General features: G+C 62.9%; 15 protein-coding genes. 3 read left to right on the plus strand and 12 right to left on the minus strand.

Annotated features, from left to right (window positions below):
* Positions 1 to 4: 4 nt before the first annotated feature.
* From ACSQ3Z_RS17345 to ACSQ3Z_RS17375, 7 genes are all read right to left on the minus strand, one after another.
* Positions 5 to 499: a hypothetical protein gene (locus ACSQ3Z_RS17345; protein WP_436172539.1), complete on the minus strand. Its 495-nt coding sequence runs from the start codon at positions 497 to 499 to the stop codon at positions 5 to 7.
* Positions 500 to 596: 97 nt separating this feature from the next.
* Positions 597 to 974: a DoxX family protein gene (locus ACSQ3Z_RS17350; RefSeq protein ID WP_436172540.1), complete on the minus strand. Its 378-nt coding sequence runs from the start codon at positions 972 to 974 to the stop codon at positions 597 to 599.
* A gap of 67 nt (positions 975 to 1041) precedes the next feature.
* Positions 1042 to 1500, minus strand: a complete 459-nt coding sequence (locus ACSQ3Z_RS17355; RefSeq protein WP_436172541.1) for a carboxymuconolactone decarboxylase family protein — start codon at positions 1498 to 1500, stop codon at positions 1042 to 1044.
* Between the two features lie 13 nt (positions 1501 to 1513).
* Complete coding sequence (locus ACSQ3Z_RS17360; RefSeq protein ID WP_436172542.1) at positions 1514 to 2032, minus strand: RrF2 family transcriptional regulator; 519 nt, start codon at positions 2030 to 2032, stop codon at positions 1514 to 1516.
* 130 nt (positions 2033 to 2162) lie between these two features.
* Positions 2163 to 3476: an NAD-dependent dihydropyrimidine dehydrogenase subunit PreA gene (preA, locus tag ACSQ3Z_RS17365; RefSeq protein ID WP_436172543.1), complete on the minus strand. Its 1314-nt coding sequence runs from the start codon at positions 3474 to 3476 to the stop codon at positions 2163 to 2165.
* 2 nt (positions 3477 to 3478) lie between these two features.
* Positions 3479 to 4843, minus strand: a complete 1365-nt coding sequence (locus tag ACSQ3Z_RS17370; RefSeq protein WP_436172544.1) for an NAD(P)-dependent oxidoreductase — start codon at positions 4841 to 4843, stop codon at positions 3479 to 3481.
* A gap of 113 nt (positions 4844 to 4956) precedes the next feature.
* The gene (locus ACSQ3Z_RS17375; protein ID WP_436172545.1) at positions 4957 to 5685 is read right to left on the minus strand and encodes a gamma-glutamylcyclotransferase; all 729 of its coding nucleotides are present in this window, start codon (positions 5683 to 5685) and stop codon (positions 4957 to 4959) included.
* A 174-nt stretch (positions 5686 to 5859) separates the two neighbouring features.
* Here ACSQ3Z_RS17375 and ACSQ3Z_RS17380 point away from each other — a divergent pair, with 174 nt between their 5' ends.
* Positions 5860 to 6636, plus strand: coding sequence for a VOC family protein (locus ACSQ3Z_RS17380; RefSeq protein WP_436172546.1), 777 nt, complete (start codon positions 5860 to 5862; stop codon positions 6634 to 6636).
* 126 nt (positions 6637 to 6762) lie between these two features.
* On the opposite strand, the gene ACSQ3Z_RS17385 is transcribed toward ACSQ3Z_RS17380, so the two are convergent.
* Complete coding sequence (locus tag ACSQ3Z_RS17385; RefSeq protein ID WP_436172547.1) at positions 6763 to 7251, minus strand: hypothetical protein; 489 nt, start codon at positions 7249 to 7251, stop codon at positions 6763 to 6765.
* Positions 7252 to 7459: 208 nt separating this feature from the next.
* Here ACSQ3Z_RS17385 and ACSQ3Z_RS17390 point away from each other — a divergent pair, with 208 nt between their 5' ends.
* Positions 7460 to 7852, plus strand: coding sequence for a DoxX family protein (locus tag ACSQ3Z_RS17390; protein WP_436172548.1), 393 nt, complete (start codon positions 7460 to 7462; stop codon positions 7850 to 7852).
* Positions 7853 to 7879: 27 nt separating this feature from the next.
* On the opposite strand, the gene ACSQ3Z_RS17395 is transcribed toward ACSQ3Z_RS17390, so the two are convergent.
* Together ACSQ3Z_RS17395 and ACSQ3Z_RS17400 are read right to left on the minus strand one after the other, a co-directional pair.
* Positions 7880 to 10306, minus strand: coding sequence for a GcvT family protein (locus ACSQ3Z_RS17395; protein ID WP_436172549.1), 2427 nt, complete (start codon positions 10304 to 10306; stop codon positions 7880 to 7882).
* 64 nt (positions 10307 to 10370) lie between these two features.
* Positions 10371 to 11909, minus strand: a complete 1539-nt coding sequence (locus ACSQ3Z_RS17400) for a trimethylamine methyltransferase family protein (RefSeq protein ID WP_436172550.1) — start codon at positions 11907 to 11909, stop codon at positions 10371 to 10373.
* Positions 11910 to 12114: 205 nt separating this feature from the next.
* On the opposite strand from ACSQ3Z_RS17400, the gene ACSQ3Z_RS17405 reads away from it, so the two are divergent.
* Complete coding sequence (locus ACSQ3Z_RS17405; protein ID WP_436172551.1) at positions 12115 to 12705, plus strand: transglycosylase SLT domain-containing protein; 591 nt, start codon at positions 12115 to 12117, stop codon at positions 12703 to 12705.
* A 21-nt stretch (positions 12706 to 12726) separates the two neighbouring features.
* On the opposite strand, the gene ACSQ3Z_RS17410 is transcribed toward ACSQ3Z_RS17405, so the two are convergent.
* Both ACSQ3Z_RS17410 and ACSQ3Z_RS17415 read right to left on the minus strand, forming a co-directional pair.
* Complete coding sequence (locus ACSQ3Z_RS17410; protein WP_436172552.1) at positions 12727 to 14931, minus strand: dipeptide ABC transporter ATP-binding protein; 2205 nt, start codon at positions 14929 to 14931, stop codon at positions 12727 to 12729.
* 53 nt (positions 14932 to 14984) lie between these two features.
* Positions 14985 to 16142 carry an ABC transporter permease gene (locus tag ACSQ3Z_RS17415; RefSeq protein ID WP_436172553.1) on the minus strand — a complete coding sequence of 386 codons (1158 nt, stop codon included), beginning with the start codon at positions 16140 to 16142 and terminating at the stop codon, positions 14985 to 14987.
* Between the last annotated feature and the right edge of the window lie 7 nt (positions 16143 to 16149).

Raw genomic sequence — 16149 nt, forward strand, 5'->3', positions numbered from 1 at the left:
GGACTCAGTTGGACGTCAGGCCTGGCCAAAAGGCTAGCGCCATCAGGCCTGCCACGATCGTATACCAGAGCGCCGTGTGAAGCGCCTTCATGACCGGCCGCCCGGCTTCGCGCGCACGGTTCGGACGCTGGGGATCATACATCACCTCGACCGCCGCACCGACCGAACCGGTTGCGTCATTGACCGGCAGGTTCGAGTCGAAGCGCCAGATGCGCCCCTGAGGATCGGTGAACTCGATGGTCGGGGTGTTGGGCGCGTCGTCCGAAATGTCGATCTTCACCACCTTGCCTGTCGCATAGGCACGGCGGTGGCGCAGCACCAGATCGCCATAGGTGTGGGGGACGACGAGCACGAGGACAAAGACGCCGCACAGGAAGCACCAGATCTGCATGTCGGTGGGGAAATAGCCGAATGCTTCGGCGATCGCCCGAAACGGCGACAGTGCGTGGTGGAAGGCCTGCGAAACGCTCCCCCAAAAGCTGTTCCAGCTTTGCTCCATAAAGGCTCCGACAAGCGAAACTGCGCCAATCCTATCAGGCATTCGCGACGAAGCGATTAATGCGGGCGACGAATGACCCGTCTGCGCCGCCAACTTGTCAAAGCGGCTGCGCCATCAGCGACAGGAAGCCGCCGGTCAGGGCGACATTGGCGATAAAGCCGTTGATGCGAGCCGCTCGCTCGGGTCCCTGATGATCCCAGAAATTGTCGAACATGATCGTCGCGACGATCAGGAACAGGATCAGGCCTGCGGCAGCAAGTGCGGTCCAGATGCCCGCCACAATGAGGCCGCCGGCGACGATCTGCAGGGCAATGCCGAGCCAAAGCGCCAGCCCCGCCTGCGGCACGCCGCGCGCTGTCATCAACTGGGTCAGGAAGGCCGCGTTCACGACGTTGCGCAGACCGGCAAAGACGAAGGCGCTGCCAAACAACAGGCGGGCGGCAACCAGAATCTCATTCTGAAAACTTGCGAGCATGGTGCTGATCCCCAAACGAAAAAGGCGCGCGGGCCTTGCCTCTGCAGGCCCGCGCGCCGGCTCGGCCTTAGGCGGCTTTCGCCGCCGGCATCGGGTGAATGGCCTGGAACGGCACGCAAAGCCGGTTCCAGGTGTTGATCATGCCGATCGCAACGGACAGCTTGACCAGTTCCTCTTCCGAGAAATGCTCGAGTGTCCTTGCATAGAGGCCGTCCGAGACACCGGTGTCGGCGATCTTGGTCACTGCTTCGGTCCAGGCCAAGGCGGCGCGTTCGCGCTCGGAAAACAGCGGCGATTCCTTCCAGGCCGAAACCAGATAGAGCCGCTGCTCGGTCTCGCCGTCGCGCCTGGCCTCGCGGCTGTGCATCTCGACGCAATAGGAACAGCCATTGATCTGCGATGCCCTGAGCTTGATCAGGTGCAGCAGGCTTTCCTCGAGCCCACACTCGTCGACCGCCTTGTTGAGCGCCGACACCGCCTTCATGATCTCCGCCGCCTTGGCGAAGAACTGCAGCCTCTGTTTCATCGTCTTTACCCTTTCACGCTTGCTTGGTTGAACTGGATTTTTGCGGCCGCTGATGGCGGGCGACAAAGGCGCAGCCCGCGGCAACCGAACGTGGATCGGCATCGCTCACGTATTCCGCCACGATGTCGGACAGCTTTGCCTCGGCAAGTGCCGTGCGATAAGCGCGCTCCGCCTTTAGCATCGCGACATTGATGCCGCACGGCTTCACATAGGCCGAAGCGTCGAGTGTCGTCGGACCGCGCTGGCGGATCTCGCCGCAGCGGAAAGCTGGTTCGCGCCCTTCAACGGCAAGCACGATATCGAGCAGTGTTATGCGCTCGGCTGGCCGTGCCAGCCGGTAGCCGCCCGCCGGCCCCGGCACCGATTCCAGAATGCCGGAGGCCGTGAGTTGATTGAGATGCTTCAGCAGATAGCTCGGCGAAAGGCCGAAGGACTCGGCCATGGCGGCGCCCGGCATGGTCGCCGCGCCATCCACGCCGGCAAGCATCGCGGCGCAGTGGATCGCCGCCTCAACGCCCTCACCCAGCTTCATCGTGCCAATCTCCTATTAATGGATATGTTTTATCATGGATAATATTTATCCGCAATAGCAATCAAAAAAAGCAGCGGCGCCCGCAGGCGCCACTGCCTCATTGCCCTCGCCCTATGAAGTTGAGGCGACTTTACTCCGCCGCCACCTTAGCCATCGGGTTGTTCGGATGCGTGGTCCAGTTGGCATAGACCGGCGACACCGGCTTGCCGGTGCGCTGGTCCATCGCGCCAGCCGCCAGCGGCTCCATGGTGATGCAGTTTTCCACCGGACAGACATTGACGCACAAATTGCAGCCGACGCATTCGGCCTCGATCACCTCGAAATGCCGCTTGCCGTCGACCATGCTGGTGATCGCCTGGTGCGAGGTGTCCTCGCAGGCAATGTGGCAGCGTCCGCACTTGATGCATGCATCCTGGTCGATATGCGCCTTGGCGACATAGTTGAGGTTGAGATACTGCCAGTCGGTGACATTGGGCGTGGCGCGGCCGACAATGTCGTCGAGCGAGGCATGGCCCTTCTCGTCCATCCAGTTTTCGAGGCCCGCGATCATCTCCTGCACGATCTTGAAGCCATAGGTCATCGCCGCCGTGCAGACCTGCACATTGCCGGCCCCGAGCGCCATGAATTCGGCCGCATCGCGCCAGGTGGTGATGCCGCCGATGCCGGAGATCGGCAAGCCGCGCGTTTCGGGATCACGGGCGATCTCGGCCACCATGTTCATGGCGATCGGCTTCACCGCCGGACCGCAATAGCCGCCATGCGAGCCCTTGCCGTCGATGGTCGGCTGCGGCGCGAAGCTGTCGAGGTCGACACCGGTGATCGAATTGATGGTGTTGATCAGCGACACCGCATCGGTGCCGCCGGAGAACGCCGCCCGTGCCGGCTTGCGCACGTCGGTGATGTTGGGCGTCAGCTTGGTGATGACCGGCATGCGGGTGTTTTGCTTGCACCAGCGCACCACCATCTCGATGTATTCCGGCACCTGGCCGACCGCCGCTCCCATACCGCGCTCCGACATGCCGTGCGGGCAGCCGAAATTGAGCTCGATGCCGTCGGCCTCCGTCTCCTCGACCACCGGCAGGATCGCCTTCCAGGCATCCTCGACGCACGGCACCATCAGCGAGACGACAATGGCGCGGTCGGGCCAGTCCTTCTTGACCTGCTTGATCTCGCGCAGATTGACCTGCAGGTCACGGTCGGTGATCAACTCGATGTTGTTGAGGCCGAGCAGGCGGCGATCCGCACCCCAGATCGCGCCATAGCGCGGACCATTGACGTTGACGACCGGCGGCCCCTCTTCGCCAAGTGTCTTCCAGACCACCCCGCCCCAGCCCGCCTTGAAGGCGCGGATGACGTTGTAGGCCTTGTCGGTCGGCGGCGCCGAGGCCAGCCAGAACGGATTTGGCGATTTGATGCCGACGAAATTGTTTCTGATATCTGCCATGCTCATGCCCTCCCGTTCGAGGTCAGTGCCCGGTTGATCGATTCCGCCGCGTCGCGGCCTTGCGCCACGGCCGAGACGGTGAGGTCGTCGCCGCCGAAGATGCAGTCGCCGCCGGCCCAGACCTTGGCTAGGGAAGTCCGGCCTTGGGTATCGACCTTGATGCGACCGGCTTCGAGTTCGATCGACGCGCCGCTGCCGTTGAGCGCGACCGGCACAAAACTCTGGCCGATCGCCTTGAACACCTGGTCGGCGACGAGCGTCAGTGTCTCGCCGGTGCCGGCGAGCTTGTCGCCGTTCATCGCCGTGTATTCGAGCTCGATACCGCTGACCTTGCCGCCCTCGGCAATGACGCGCTTCGGCTGCAGCCAGTGGCGGATGGTGACGCCGTTGGCGGCGGCCAGATCCTGTTCGAAACCTGAAGCATTCATATGTTCCTGGCCGCGCCGGTAGCAGATCGTCACCTCCTCGGCGCCAAGCAGCTTCGACTGCACCGCGGCATCGATCGCCGTCATGCCGCCGCCGATGACGACGACACGCCGGCCGACCGGCAGGCCGGAAAGGTCGCTGGCCTGGCGAAGTTCGGCAATGAACTCGACAGCGTTGGTGACGCCTGCCGCATCCTCGCCATCGGCACGCAGCGCGTTGACGCCGCCAAGCCCCATGCCGAGGAACACCGCGTCGTAATTGCGGATCAGGTCCGACAACTGGTAGTCGCGGCCGAGCGCCTTGCCGTTCTGGATGTCGATGCCGCCGATCGAGGTCACATAATCGACCTCGGCCTGGGCGAAATTGTCGACGCTCTTGTAGGCGGCAATGCCATATTCATTGAGCCCACCGGCCTTCGGCCGCGCCTCCAGGATAGTCACGTCGTGGCCATGGCGAGCGAGCCTGTGCGCCGCTGCCAGTCCCGCCGGCCCGGCGCCGACCACGGCGACCGTCTTTCCGGTCGGCTCCGGGCGCGTGTAGAACTGCTTGTTCTCGCTCATCGCGACGTCGGTGGCGTAGCGCTGCAGGCGACCGATCTGCACCGGCTTGCCCTCTGCCACCTCGCGCACGCAGACTTCCTCGCACAGCGTCTCGGTCGGGCAGACGCGGGCGCACATACCGCCCAGGATGTTCTGGTCGAAGATCGTCTTGGCCGAGCCGATGGGATTGCCGGTCGAGATCTGGCGGATGAACAGCGGGATGTCGATCGACGTCGGGCACGCGTTCATGCACGGCGCATCGTAGCAGAAATAGCAGCGATCGGATTCGACCAGCGCCTCGTGATGATCGAGCGGTGGATGCAGGTCGGAAAAATTGTCGGCATATTGCTCGGATGACAGCCGGCCGCCGGCAATGCCTTCCTTGAAATGACCAGTCGCCATTCCGGTTCCCCTTGTTTTCGTTTTGGGGAAGGCTAGCACGTTTTATTTTTTTATCAATTGGTCAATTTTCGGCCAAGTCGCTGAAAAGCTTCAATAAAACATGATAATTATAGTCATGTTATAGGAACTCCCGACACGAACTGAACACCGGTCTCAACGTGGCCATGGATCGACCTGATTTCGTTCGCGACCAAAGACTGCAGCCGCCACAGATTGCGGTCGCGAATGCCGAATTCCTCGAGGTGGCTGACCGTGTTGTAGAGATATTCCGCTCCCGACCCGACATGCCCGCAGGCCCTTGCCAGCACCTTTGCCACTTTCTCCAGCGGCTGGTTGAGCGAGGTGCCCCTGCCGGTCACCCCGACCCAGAAACCCAGCGCCCGCAACGTCCCTTGCGCCGTGCGCACTGGAACCCATCGCACCGAGCCGATGCTCTCGTAATCGTCGATCTCGCGCCGCAACAGCCTTTCGATTTGCGCCGGCTTCTCACCTTCGGGCAGACGGTAGATCACGCCGTCGCAACGCCCACCCCGTTCGAGCGCCATCATCAATCCGGGCTGCGCGACGCTGCCGCGCCACCGGACCATGTCGAGGCAGAAGGAGCGATGCCAGCCATAGGCGGTGGCGCGTTGCCGCTCGACGGAATCGAAGGCCGGTTTCCAGATCAGCGAACCGTACGCGAACACCCACAGCGGGCCTTCATCGGCTTCGCCGGACAAGCGTATGGCCAGGGTTTGGAAATCGTCATTGTTCAACTGCGTCCAACTGCCGTCGGGGCCAGGATCAACCTCCTCCCGATGGCACAGTGCGACAAGGTCCGGCGTGAGCGACATCTGGCGCATGGACAACCCCTCAATGATAGGCAAGCAAAGTCGAAAACCGCCAAGCGCGCAAGATTGAGAAGTGCCGCGTCTTGCCGTCCTCGATTTCTGGCCCAGATGTCGGATTTCTGTCGTCGAGATCGTCCTAGGATGGATCGACCGCGATCGATGCATGAAACGGTGAGGAGACCGACAATGCCCCAATCCCCGATGCCCTTCTTCTGGTACGAATTGATGACCTCTGACCTCGACGCCGCCGAGGCCTTCTACACCGCCGTCGTCGGCTGGACCGCACAGCCCTTCGACATGGCGCCCGGCATGCCGCGCTACATCGTCATGAATGTCGGCGAGCGCGGCGTCGGCGGGCTGATGACCCTGCCGGAGGACGCGGCCAAGATGGGCATGCCACCGGCCTGGCTCGGCTATATCCACACCAGGGATGTCGACGCCGCGACGCAATCGCTGAAGGATGCCGGCGGCAAGGTTCATCGCGCACCCGACGACATTCCGGGCGTCGGCCGCTTTGCCGTCGTCGCCGACCCGCAGGGTGCTACCTTCATGCTCCTGCAGCCGAACGGCCCCGACCAGCCGCCGGTGCCGGCCAACACGCCCGGCCATATAGGCTGGCACGAGCTCTATACGTCGGACTGGAAGGTCGCCTTCGATTTCTATTCCGGTCAGTTCGGCTGGGAGAAGGGCGATGCCATGGATATGGGGCCGATGGGCATCTACCAGACGTTTGCGGCCGGCCCCGAATCCGGCGGCGGCATGATGAACAAACCAGAACAGATCCCGGTGCCAGTCTGGCAGTTCTATTTCAACGTGCCGGCCATCGATGCGGCAGCCAAGCGCGTCACCGACAATGGCGGCAAGATCCTGATGGGTCCGATGGAGGTTCCCGGCGGCAGCTGGATCGTGCAGTGCCAGGATCCGCAAGGCGCACATTTCGCGCTGATGGCGCCGGTGCGGTAGCATCGTCGTGCCGAGATTGGCGAAACCGGCAGCAACTGCCGATCTCCCCGGTCTAAACACCACAAGTGGGGGAGATGTCCGGCAGGATAGAGGGGCGCCTTCCCGCCGGCCTTATGCGCTTTGAGATTACTCCGGCGCCAGCACCGCGACCTTAAGGTTCGCCTGCTTGGCACCGCTGAGCTGGATTGTGGCCGGACCGGCGGACAGCTTGAAGCGCACACTCTTGCGGATGCCCGGGCAGGTCTTTACGCCGCTGAAGCCCACCGACTTCATGGCATGGCCGTCTTGAATGACATCGATCCAGGCCTCGTCGGACAGGGTTATCTGGATTGTTCCTTCGGGCGGGACAACCAGGCTGCCGGTCGCGCCAAAGGTGCCAGACGCCGGAGGCCGTTCAGGCGCAACCTCGAAGGTAACTGTGTCGATCGGCTCCAAAGAAACGTCCGCGGCCGTGCCGACTGCAAGCGCGGTTCCGGACTGTTCCGCTTGCGCCTCCGCAAACAGCGCCTGCTCGCGTTTCACCGGCCATTTGAAGGCGGCGCAGCCGGCATCGTCCGCCATGGCGAAGCTGGTGCCTGCAAGGATTGCGAATAGGCTGATGACGATTTTTTTCATGGCAAAGGGGACCCACATGGTTTGGAGCATCTACACATCAGTACAACCATAGCGATAAAAACACAATCCTAGCGAGAAAAATTTGGAGTATCAGCCTGGGGAACATTTCAATCACCGATTGTTGATGGCAGGCCATGGGAAGTGAATGGTCCATTGCCGGGCGGTAATCTATGGCCGGGCCGGAAGGGTTCGAAAAATGGAGTTTTAGATGAAGCTTTTTGAAGGTCTCGCCAGATTTCAACCGCAGGCTCTGGGCGTGCTGCGCATCATGACGGCGCTGCTGTTCATCGAGCACGGCTCGCAGAAACTGTTCAATTTCCCGGTCGGCGAGCATGCCGGCACCTTGACCGGGCTGACGCTCATCGCCGCCATCCTCGAATTCGTCGGCGGCATCCTGCTGGCGCTGGGCCTTTTCACCCGGCCGGTGGCGTTCCTGCTCTGCGGCGAGATGGCGATCGCCTATTTCATGGCGCACATGCCGCGCGACTTCTTCCCCGTCAACAATGGCGGCGATGCGGCGATCTCGTTCTGCTTCATCTTCTTCTATCTGGTGTTTGCCGGCGCCGGCGCCTTCGCGCTCGACAACCGCCGCAGCGCCTGAGAAGGCCGAGAAGATGCGCGTCTCTGTTCAGGCGCGCATCCGCTCGAAATTCGCATCGAACAGCGGCGTCGCCTGCATGCGCGCGGCATGGCGCGTGCCCAGAAGCTCGATCTCGAAACCGTCGCTCTCGTCGGCAATCTCCTTCGGCACATAGCCGATGGCGACGGATTTTTTCGAATGGTGCGCATAACCGCCCGAGGTGACCCAACCACGCACGGCGCCGTCGAACCAGATCGGCTCGTCGCCGATGACATCGGCGTCATCAGTCTCGACGATGAAGGTTCGCAAACGCAGGCTGCCGCCTTGCTTGCGCTCGGCAAGCGCCGCTTGCTTTCCGATGAAATCTGCCTCCTTGCTGTAGGCGACGAAGCGATCGAGCCCGGCCTCCAGCGGTCCGTAGATCGGCCGGTATTCGCGCGCCCATGAGCCGTAGTTCTTCTCCAACCTGAGCGAATTGAGCGCACGCGAGCCGAACAGGCCGATGCCGATTTCCTCGCCGGCCGCCATCATTGCCTGGAACGCGGCGCGCTGATATTCCGGCGCCACCCACATCTCGTAGCCGAGATCGCCGGTATAGCTGACACGGCCCACCAGGCACGGCGCCATGCCGATATCCATTCTTGCGACTGCCATGAAGGGAAACGCAGAATTGGAAACATCCGCGCGGGTGACTTTCGCCAGCACCTCTCGCGCCTTCGGTCCGGCGATTGCGAGACCCGTGAGTTTTTGCCCCAGCGCCTCAATGCGAACCGCGCCGTCGGCAGGCAGATGCGCCTCGAACCAGCGCATATGGTATTGCTCGGCGATGCCGGACCCGGCGATGAACCATTCACCTTCGCCGATATTTGCCAGGGTGAAATCGCCGATCAGCCTGCCGTCCTCCTTCAGCATCGGCGCCAGCGTCATGCGGCCGGGTTTCGGCAGCTTGCAGGCAAGCAGGCGGTCGAGCCAGGCTGCCGCCCCCTCGCCCGTGACCTTGTATTTGGCAAAGTTCGAAATCTCCGCCAGGCCGACACTCCCACGAACCGACGCGACCTCGCGGGCGACGTGGGAAAAATCGCTCGAACGCCGCCATGAGAACTCATCCTTGACGCCTTCGGGCGCATACCAGAGCGGCACCTCCAGCCCATAGGAGACACCCCACTGCGCGCCTTTGGCTGACAAAAGGTCGTAGATCGGCGTCGTCTTCAGCGGCCGCCCGGCCGGCAATTCCTCATTGGGGAAGCGGATCGAGAAGCGCCGCGAATAATTCTCGCGCACCTTGGCGTTGGTGTAGGCCATCGTCGCCCAGTCGCCGTAGCGCGACACGTCCATCGCCCAGATGTCGGCACCCGGATCGCCCTCGATCATCCAGTTCGACAGCGCGAGACCGACGCCGCCGCCCTGCGAGAATCCCGCCATCACGCCGCAGGCGACCCAGAAGCCCGGCAGGCCGCGCACCGGCCCGACCAGCGGATTGCCGTCGGGCGCGAAAGTGAAAGGCCCGTTGATGATCTGCTTGATGCCGGTGTTCTGGAAGGCTGGGAAATGCCGGAACCCCACCTCCAGCGACGGCGCGATGCGGTCAATGTCCGGCTCCAGCAACTCATGGCCGAAATTCCACGGCGTCTGGAACTCGGACCACGGCTTGTTGGCCTTCTCGTAAGTGCCCATCAGCATGCCGCCACGCTCCTGGCGGAGATAGAGCTCGCCGTCGAAATCGACCGCGTGGATGATCTCGGTGCCGGTCTTGGCGTTCCAGGCGGCGACCTCCGGCATGTCCTCGGTGATCAGATACATGTGCTCCATCGCCAGCACCGGCAGTTCCAGCCCCACCATGCGGCCGACCTCGCGCGCCCACAGACCGCCGGCATTCACGACATGCTCGGCCACCACCTCGCCCTTGTTGGTGAGGACGCGCCACAGCCCGTCGGGCCGTCGCACAATGTCCTCCACCTTGGTGAAGCGCTCGACCTCGGCGCCGAGTTTGCGCGCGGCCTTGGCGTAAGCATGCGTCACTCCGGACGGATCGAGATGACCGTCCTCCTTGTTGCGCACCGCGCCGACGAACTGTTTCGGATCGAGCAGCGGCATCAGTTCGGCCGCCTCTTGGGCCGAGATCTCCTCGAGGTCGATGCCGAGATAGCGGCCCTTGGCGACGACGCCGCGCAGCCAGTCGAGCCGCGCCTCGGTCGCCGCCAGCAGCACGCCGCCGGTCAGGTGCACGCCGGTCGCCTGTCCCGACAGCTCCTCGATCTCCTTATAGAGCGAGATCGTGTACTTCTGCAGCTTGGCGACGTTGGGATCGCCATTGATCGTGTGCATGCCGCCGGCCGCATGCCAGGTCGAGCCGGAAGTCAGCTCGTCGCGCTCGAGAAGCACGACATCGGTCCAGCCATGGCGGGCGAGATGGAAGAGCACGGAACATCCGACGACGCCACCGCCAATGACCACGACCTTTGCATGCGACTTCATGGTTTTTCTCGTTATTTCAGTGAGTTGGATGGATGAAGTGAATCGGGATGGGAGGATTGCGGTCTCACGGCTCGCCCTGCCCGATCGCTTCCTTGCGCTTGGCCACATAGGCTTCCAGCGCCTCGCGCACGGCGATATCCATCACCGGCTCGACGTAGTCTTCCAGTGCCTTCTTCCACAGCCGCGTCGCGCGCGCCGTCGTATCGAGCCCGCCGGCCTCCTGCCAGGCTTCATAATTCTGCCAGTTGGACAGCATCGGCTGGTAGAAGGCAGTCGCATAGCGCTCCAGCGTGTGCGGCTCGCCGAAGAAATGGCCGCCGGTCGGCACCGCGCCCAGCGCCTCGACCGCAAGCTCGGCCTCATCGACCACGATCGGGCGCAGAAACTCCATCATGTGCTGGATCATCTCGACATCGATGATGAGCTTTTCGAACGACGCCGTCAGCCCACCCTCCTGCCAGCCGGCGGCGTGGTAGACGAGGTTGCCGTGGCCGAGCACCGCGCCCCACAGCGCCATCAGCGTCTCATAGGCGCCTTGCGCGTCGGCGGCATTGGAGGCCGAACCCGGCGTGGTGCGGTAGGGCAGATTGTAGCGCCGCGCCAATTGCCCTGAGGCGATGTTGGCTTTGGTGTTCTCTGGCGTGCCGAAGGCCGGCGCGCCCGACTTCATGTCGACATTGGAGGTGAAGGCGCCATACATCACCGGCGCGCCGGGTCGCACAAGCTGCGTCAGCACCACGCCGAACAGCGCCTCGGCGTTTTGCTGCGCCAATGCGCCGGCCAGCGTCACCGGGCTCATCGCCCCCATCAGCGTGAACGGCGTCACCGCAACAGACTGGCCGAACTCGGCCATGGTCATCAACCCTTCGGCCATCATCTCGTCGAAGCGGCGCGGCGAGTTGACCGAGATGATGGTGGTGATGCCGGGATCGTCGCGCATGTGCTCAAGGTTCAGGCCCCGCGCAATCGCCATCATCTCGATGCCGTCCAGCGCCCTGCCCCTGCCGATCGCCGAGACATGGAAGCTTTTGTCGGTCAGCGTCAGATTGGTGAAGTAGGTGTCGAGGTGGCGGGAATTGGCCGGCAGTTCGACCGGCGCGCAGACCTGGTTGCCAAGCATGTGGATGCAGTTGAAATGCTGTGCCAGCCGGGTGAGATCGGAATAGTCGCGCAGATTGCCGGCGCGGCGGCCGCGCTCCATGTCGTGCACATTGGGTGGCCCGGCGACCAGCGTGAAGTTGATCGTGTTGCCGCCGAGATGGATGGCCTGGGCCGGATTGCGCGGCGTCAGCGTATAGGTAGAACGCGTCGTCTTCAGCGCTTCCTCGACCATGCCGCGATCGATGCGGACATTCGCCGTAGCGTGATCGACCTTGGCCCCAGCCTTCTCGAACAGCGACAGCGCCCGCGGGCTCATCACCTCGATACCGAAATTCTCCAGAATGTGCATCGCAGCTTCATGGATCGCCTCGATCTGGTCCGCCGAGAGCATGGCCATCGGCGGATAGGGATTGGTCACCCGTCTCAGCGGCAGTTGCGGGATGGCGGCCGGGCCCCTGTTGCTGGTTCGCTCGGCGCCGCGTTTGCGTCTTGGTTCGGTCATGGCCCCATCAAAGCGCCGGCGCGGCAATAGCGATGTCAGAAATCCGTCGTTTGCCGGCGAGATTTTAGCCAAGGCGGCATTTCCGAAATTCCATGGAAACAAAAACGGCAGAACAGTTCGAAATATCGATACCGATCCACATGGGCACGGGCCGTTAAGAAACGCTGCAAGAATCCCTTTATGTTTTCGGCCTATTCGTCTGCCAATGCGTAGGTCGAGTTTTAGTAAAATTGTAGCTGTCACCGTGCTGCTGGCGCTTTCCGCCTGCGCGACGCCGCCGAGCCATATCAACGATGTCTGCGCCGTCTTCGACCAGAATGACGGCTGGTTCGACAACTGGCAGGCGGCGGCCGAGCGCGCCGAGCAGAAATACGGCATACCGGTTCCCGTGCTGATGGCGACTGTGCGCAAGGAATCCGGCTTCAAGAGCAACGCCAGACCGCCGCGCACCAAGCTCCTGGGCTTCATCCCGTGGAAGCACGTCTCCTCGGCCACCGGATTCTCGCAGGCGCTGGACGGCACCTGGGCGCAATATCAGAGCGAGACCGGCAACTGGGCGGCGCGGCGGACAAAATTCGCCGACGCCGTCGATTTCGTCGGCTGGTATCATTCCAAGACATCAGACACGCTCGGCGTCGCACGCAACGACACCTACAATCTCTATCTGGCCTACTATCTCGGCTGGACCGCCTATGGCCGCGGCAACCGCGGCGATGCCGGCGTACAGGGCTATGCGCGGGCGACCGAAAAGATGGCGCAGGATTACGCCGTTCAGTTGCGGCAGTGCGGCAACTGAACGGCCTTTAGCCTCGATCCGTCAGTTCGGCTTCTTGCCACTCGGGCGTTTGGGCTTGGCGGCGGCCGGTTGCGCTTTCGTCACCTGCGGCGCGTCTTCCGGCACGCCCTCATGCGCGGCGTGCTCCTTGTCGAACTTGATCACCGGCTCCATCTTGGCCAGCACGTCGTCCGCAAGCCAGCACAGGCTCATATGGCCGTCGCCGAGGTTCTTCACCGGCGGCACCTTGGTCTCGCACAGATTGTCCGGCACAAGCTTCTTGTAGCCGCAGCGCGTCTGGAACGGGCAGCCGGTCGGCGGGTTCATCGCCGACGGGATGTCGCCTTCCAGCACGATGTGCTTCTTGACCACGCTGGTGTCGGCGATCGGGATCGCCGACAGCAGCGCCTCGGTATAGGGGTGATAGGGCGGCGCGAAGATCTGGTCGGTCGTGCCCTGCTCGACGATATAGCCGAGATACATGACGACGACGCGGTCGGCGATGTAGCGCACGACGGAGAGGTCGTGGCTGATGAACAGCATCGTCGTCTTGTTCTTGCGCTGGATGTCCATCAAGAGTTCGGTCACCGCTGCCTGCACCGACACGTCGAGCGCCGAGACCGGCTCGTCGGCCACCACCACCTTGGCGTCGCCGGCAAAGGCCCGTGCCACGCCGATGCGCTGCTTCTGCCCGCCTGACAGTTGACGCGGCTTGCGGGTCTCGAACGCCCGCGGCAGCTTCACCAGGTCGAGTAGTTCGAGCATCCGCTTGCGGCGCTCGGCGACATTGTTACCGACATTGAATTTTTCCAGCGTGCGGATGATCTGCGAGCCGACCGTGTGGCTGGGATTGAGCGTGTCGAACGGATTCTGGAACACCATCTGGATCGACGACACCGTCTCGACGCTGCGCTTTTCGATGCCGGTCGACTGGATTTCCGTGTTGCCGAGCGTCACGCTGCCGGAACTTGCCGTTTCCAGACCGAGCAGCACCTTGGCCAGCGTCGACTTTCCGCAGCCGGATTCACCGACGATGGCCACCGTCTCGGATTCGCGCGCCATGAACGAGATCGTCTCATTGGCCTTGACGACGCGGCCTTCGCTCGAACCGAACACCTCGCTGCCGCCGACCTTGTAGTATTTCCTCAGATCCTCGATCTTGAGCACCGGCGCGCCGGGCACGACGCGCTCGTTGACCTTCTTGGCGCCCGGCGGCAGCGCTTCCCAGTCGATCTCGTTGAAACGTACGCAGCGCGAGAAATGCCCTTCGTGACCCTCGACCTCGATCATCGGGATCTCGGCGGCGTTGCAGACGCCCTCGACGAAATGGTGGCAGCGTGGACCGAAATTGCAGCCCTTCGGCCGCTCGTGCGGCAGCGGCAATTGCCCGGGGATCGAGATCAGCGGCCGCGAATTCTTGTCGGCGCCGGGCAGCGGGATCGAGCGGAACAGCCCTTGCGTGTAGGGATGGCGCATCCGGTCGAACACGTCCTTGATCTTGCCGGTCTCGACCGCCTCGCCCGAATACATCACCGTGATGCGGTCGCAAGTCTCCAGGATCAGGCCGAGATTGTGCGACACGAAGATCATCGACGTGCCGAACTTCTCGCCGAGCCCCTTGACCAGGTCGACGATGCCGGCTTCCACCGTCACGTCGAGCGCCGTCGTCGGCTCGTCGAGCAGAAGCAGCGCCGGCTTCGACAGCAGCGCCATGGCGATGACGATGCGTTGCTGCTGGCCGCCAGAAAGCTGGTGCGGATAGGACCGCATCATGCGCTCGGGATCGGGCAGCCTGACCGAGCGCACCATCTCGAGCGCTCGGCTGTAAGCCTCTTCCTTCGACACCTTGTCGTGGATCAGCGGCACTTCCATCAATTGCTGGCCGACCTTCATCGCCGGATTGAGGCTCGCCATCGGCTCCTGGTAGATCATCGCGATCTTGTTGCCGCGGATGGCGCGCAGTTCCTCGTCGGACAGTTCGCCCATGTCCTTGCCCTGGAACTTGATCTTGCCGCCGACGATCTTTCCGATGTTGGAGAGGTCGCGCATGATGCCGAGCGACACGGTCGACTTGCCGCAACCGGATTCGCCGACGATGCCCATGGCTTCGCCAGGCATGACCGTGCAGGAGAAATCCATGACGGCCGGTATCTCGCCCTTGCGGGTGAAGAAGGAGATCGACAGGTTCTCGATCTCGATGATCGGCCCATCGGTCGGCTTGCCGGGATTTCGAACTGCCTCATTCATGGGTCGCTCCAATCCAAATTTTTGTCAGGCACGTCGGGTCGAAGACCCGTCGATCAGTCTTTCATCGATTGTTCGCGCAGCGAATCGGCCAACAGGTTGAGCCCCAGCACGAACGACATCAGCGCGATCGTCGGCGGCAAAGCCGGGTGGATGAAGGACCGCAGCAGGCGGCTGGCGTCCTTGATCGCGGTGCCCCAGTCAGGGCTTTCCGGCGCCAGTCCGAGGCCGAAGTAACCCAGCGTGCCAAGCAGGATCGTGGTGTAGCCGATGCGCAGGCAGCCATCGACGATCAGCGGTCCGCGTGCATTGGGCAGGATCTCCCACAGCATGATGTACCAGGGTGATTCACCGCGCGTCTGCGCCGCCGCCACATAGTCGCGCGTCTTGATGTCCATGGTCAGGCCGCGCACGATGCGGAACACGCCGGGGCTGGAGGCGAACACCACCGCCACGAAGATGTTGAGCTGGTTGGGATCGATGTGGACGATCCTCAGCGGATCGGCATCGAAGACAAGGCCGGCATAGAGCCAGCCGCCGACGATCAGGGTGATGCCGAGAAGGATGTAGAGCCGGTCGGGCCGGTTCTTGTAGCGCGTCCAGAACAGCACGCTGAAGAAGATGATCGGGAACAGGAAGAACAGCCCGGCCATCGCATAGGGGATCGGCGTGTCCATGATGCCCGGCGTCACCAGCAGGTAGAACAGAAGGATGACCGGGAAGGCCAGCACCAGATTGGCGAGGAAAGACAGCACGGTGTCGATCTTGCCGCCATAATAGCCGGCCGGCAGGCCGAGCGTGATGCCGACCATCAGCGCAAAGCCGGTCGCCGCCGGCGCGATGATCAGCACGATCTGGCTGCCAAAGACCATGCGGGAGAACACGTCGCGGGCCAGCTTGTCGCCGCCGAAATAGTAGATGAGCTTCGATACCGGCTCGATCCCGCCCGGCAGCGCGTCCTTCATGACCGGCACCTGAGCGAGCGGGTCGAAGGGCGCTACGGTCGACGCGAAGATCGCCGTGAACAGCCAGAACAGGCAAATGCCGACGCCGACGATGCCGACGCCGCTGTCAAACAGCTGGCCGTAGAGGCCGAGCTTCTTCTTGTAGGCGAAGCTCGCGCCCATGACGATGGCAAGAGCGATCCAGACCGGCCAGAACCGCCCGATCACACCGAGGATGACATTGAAGGCGCTGATATATTCGACCTGCATCCGCCCG

The organism is Mesorhizobium sp. LjNodule214, from assembly GCF_964252735.1.
Classification (GTDB): Bacteria; Pseudomonadota; Alphaproteobacteria; order Rhizobiales; family Rhizobiaceae; genus Mesorhizobium.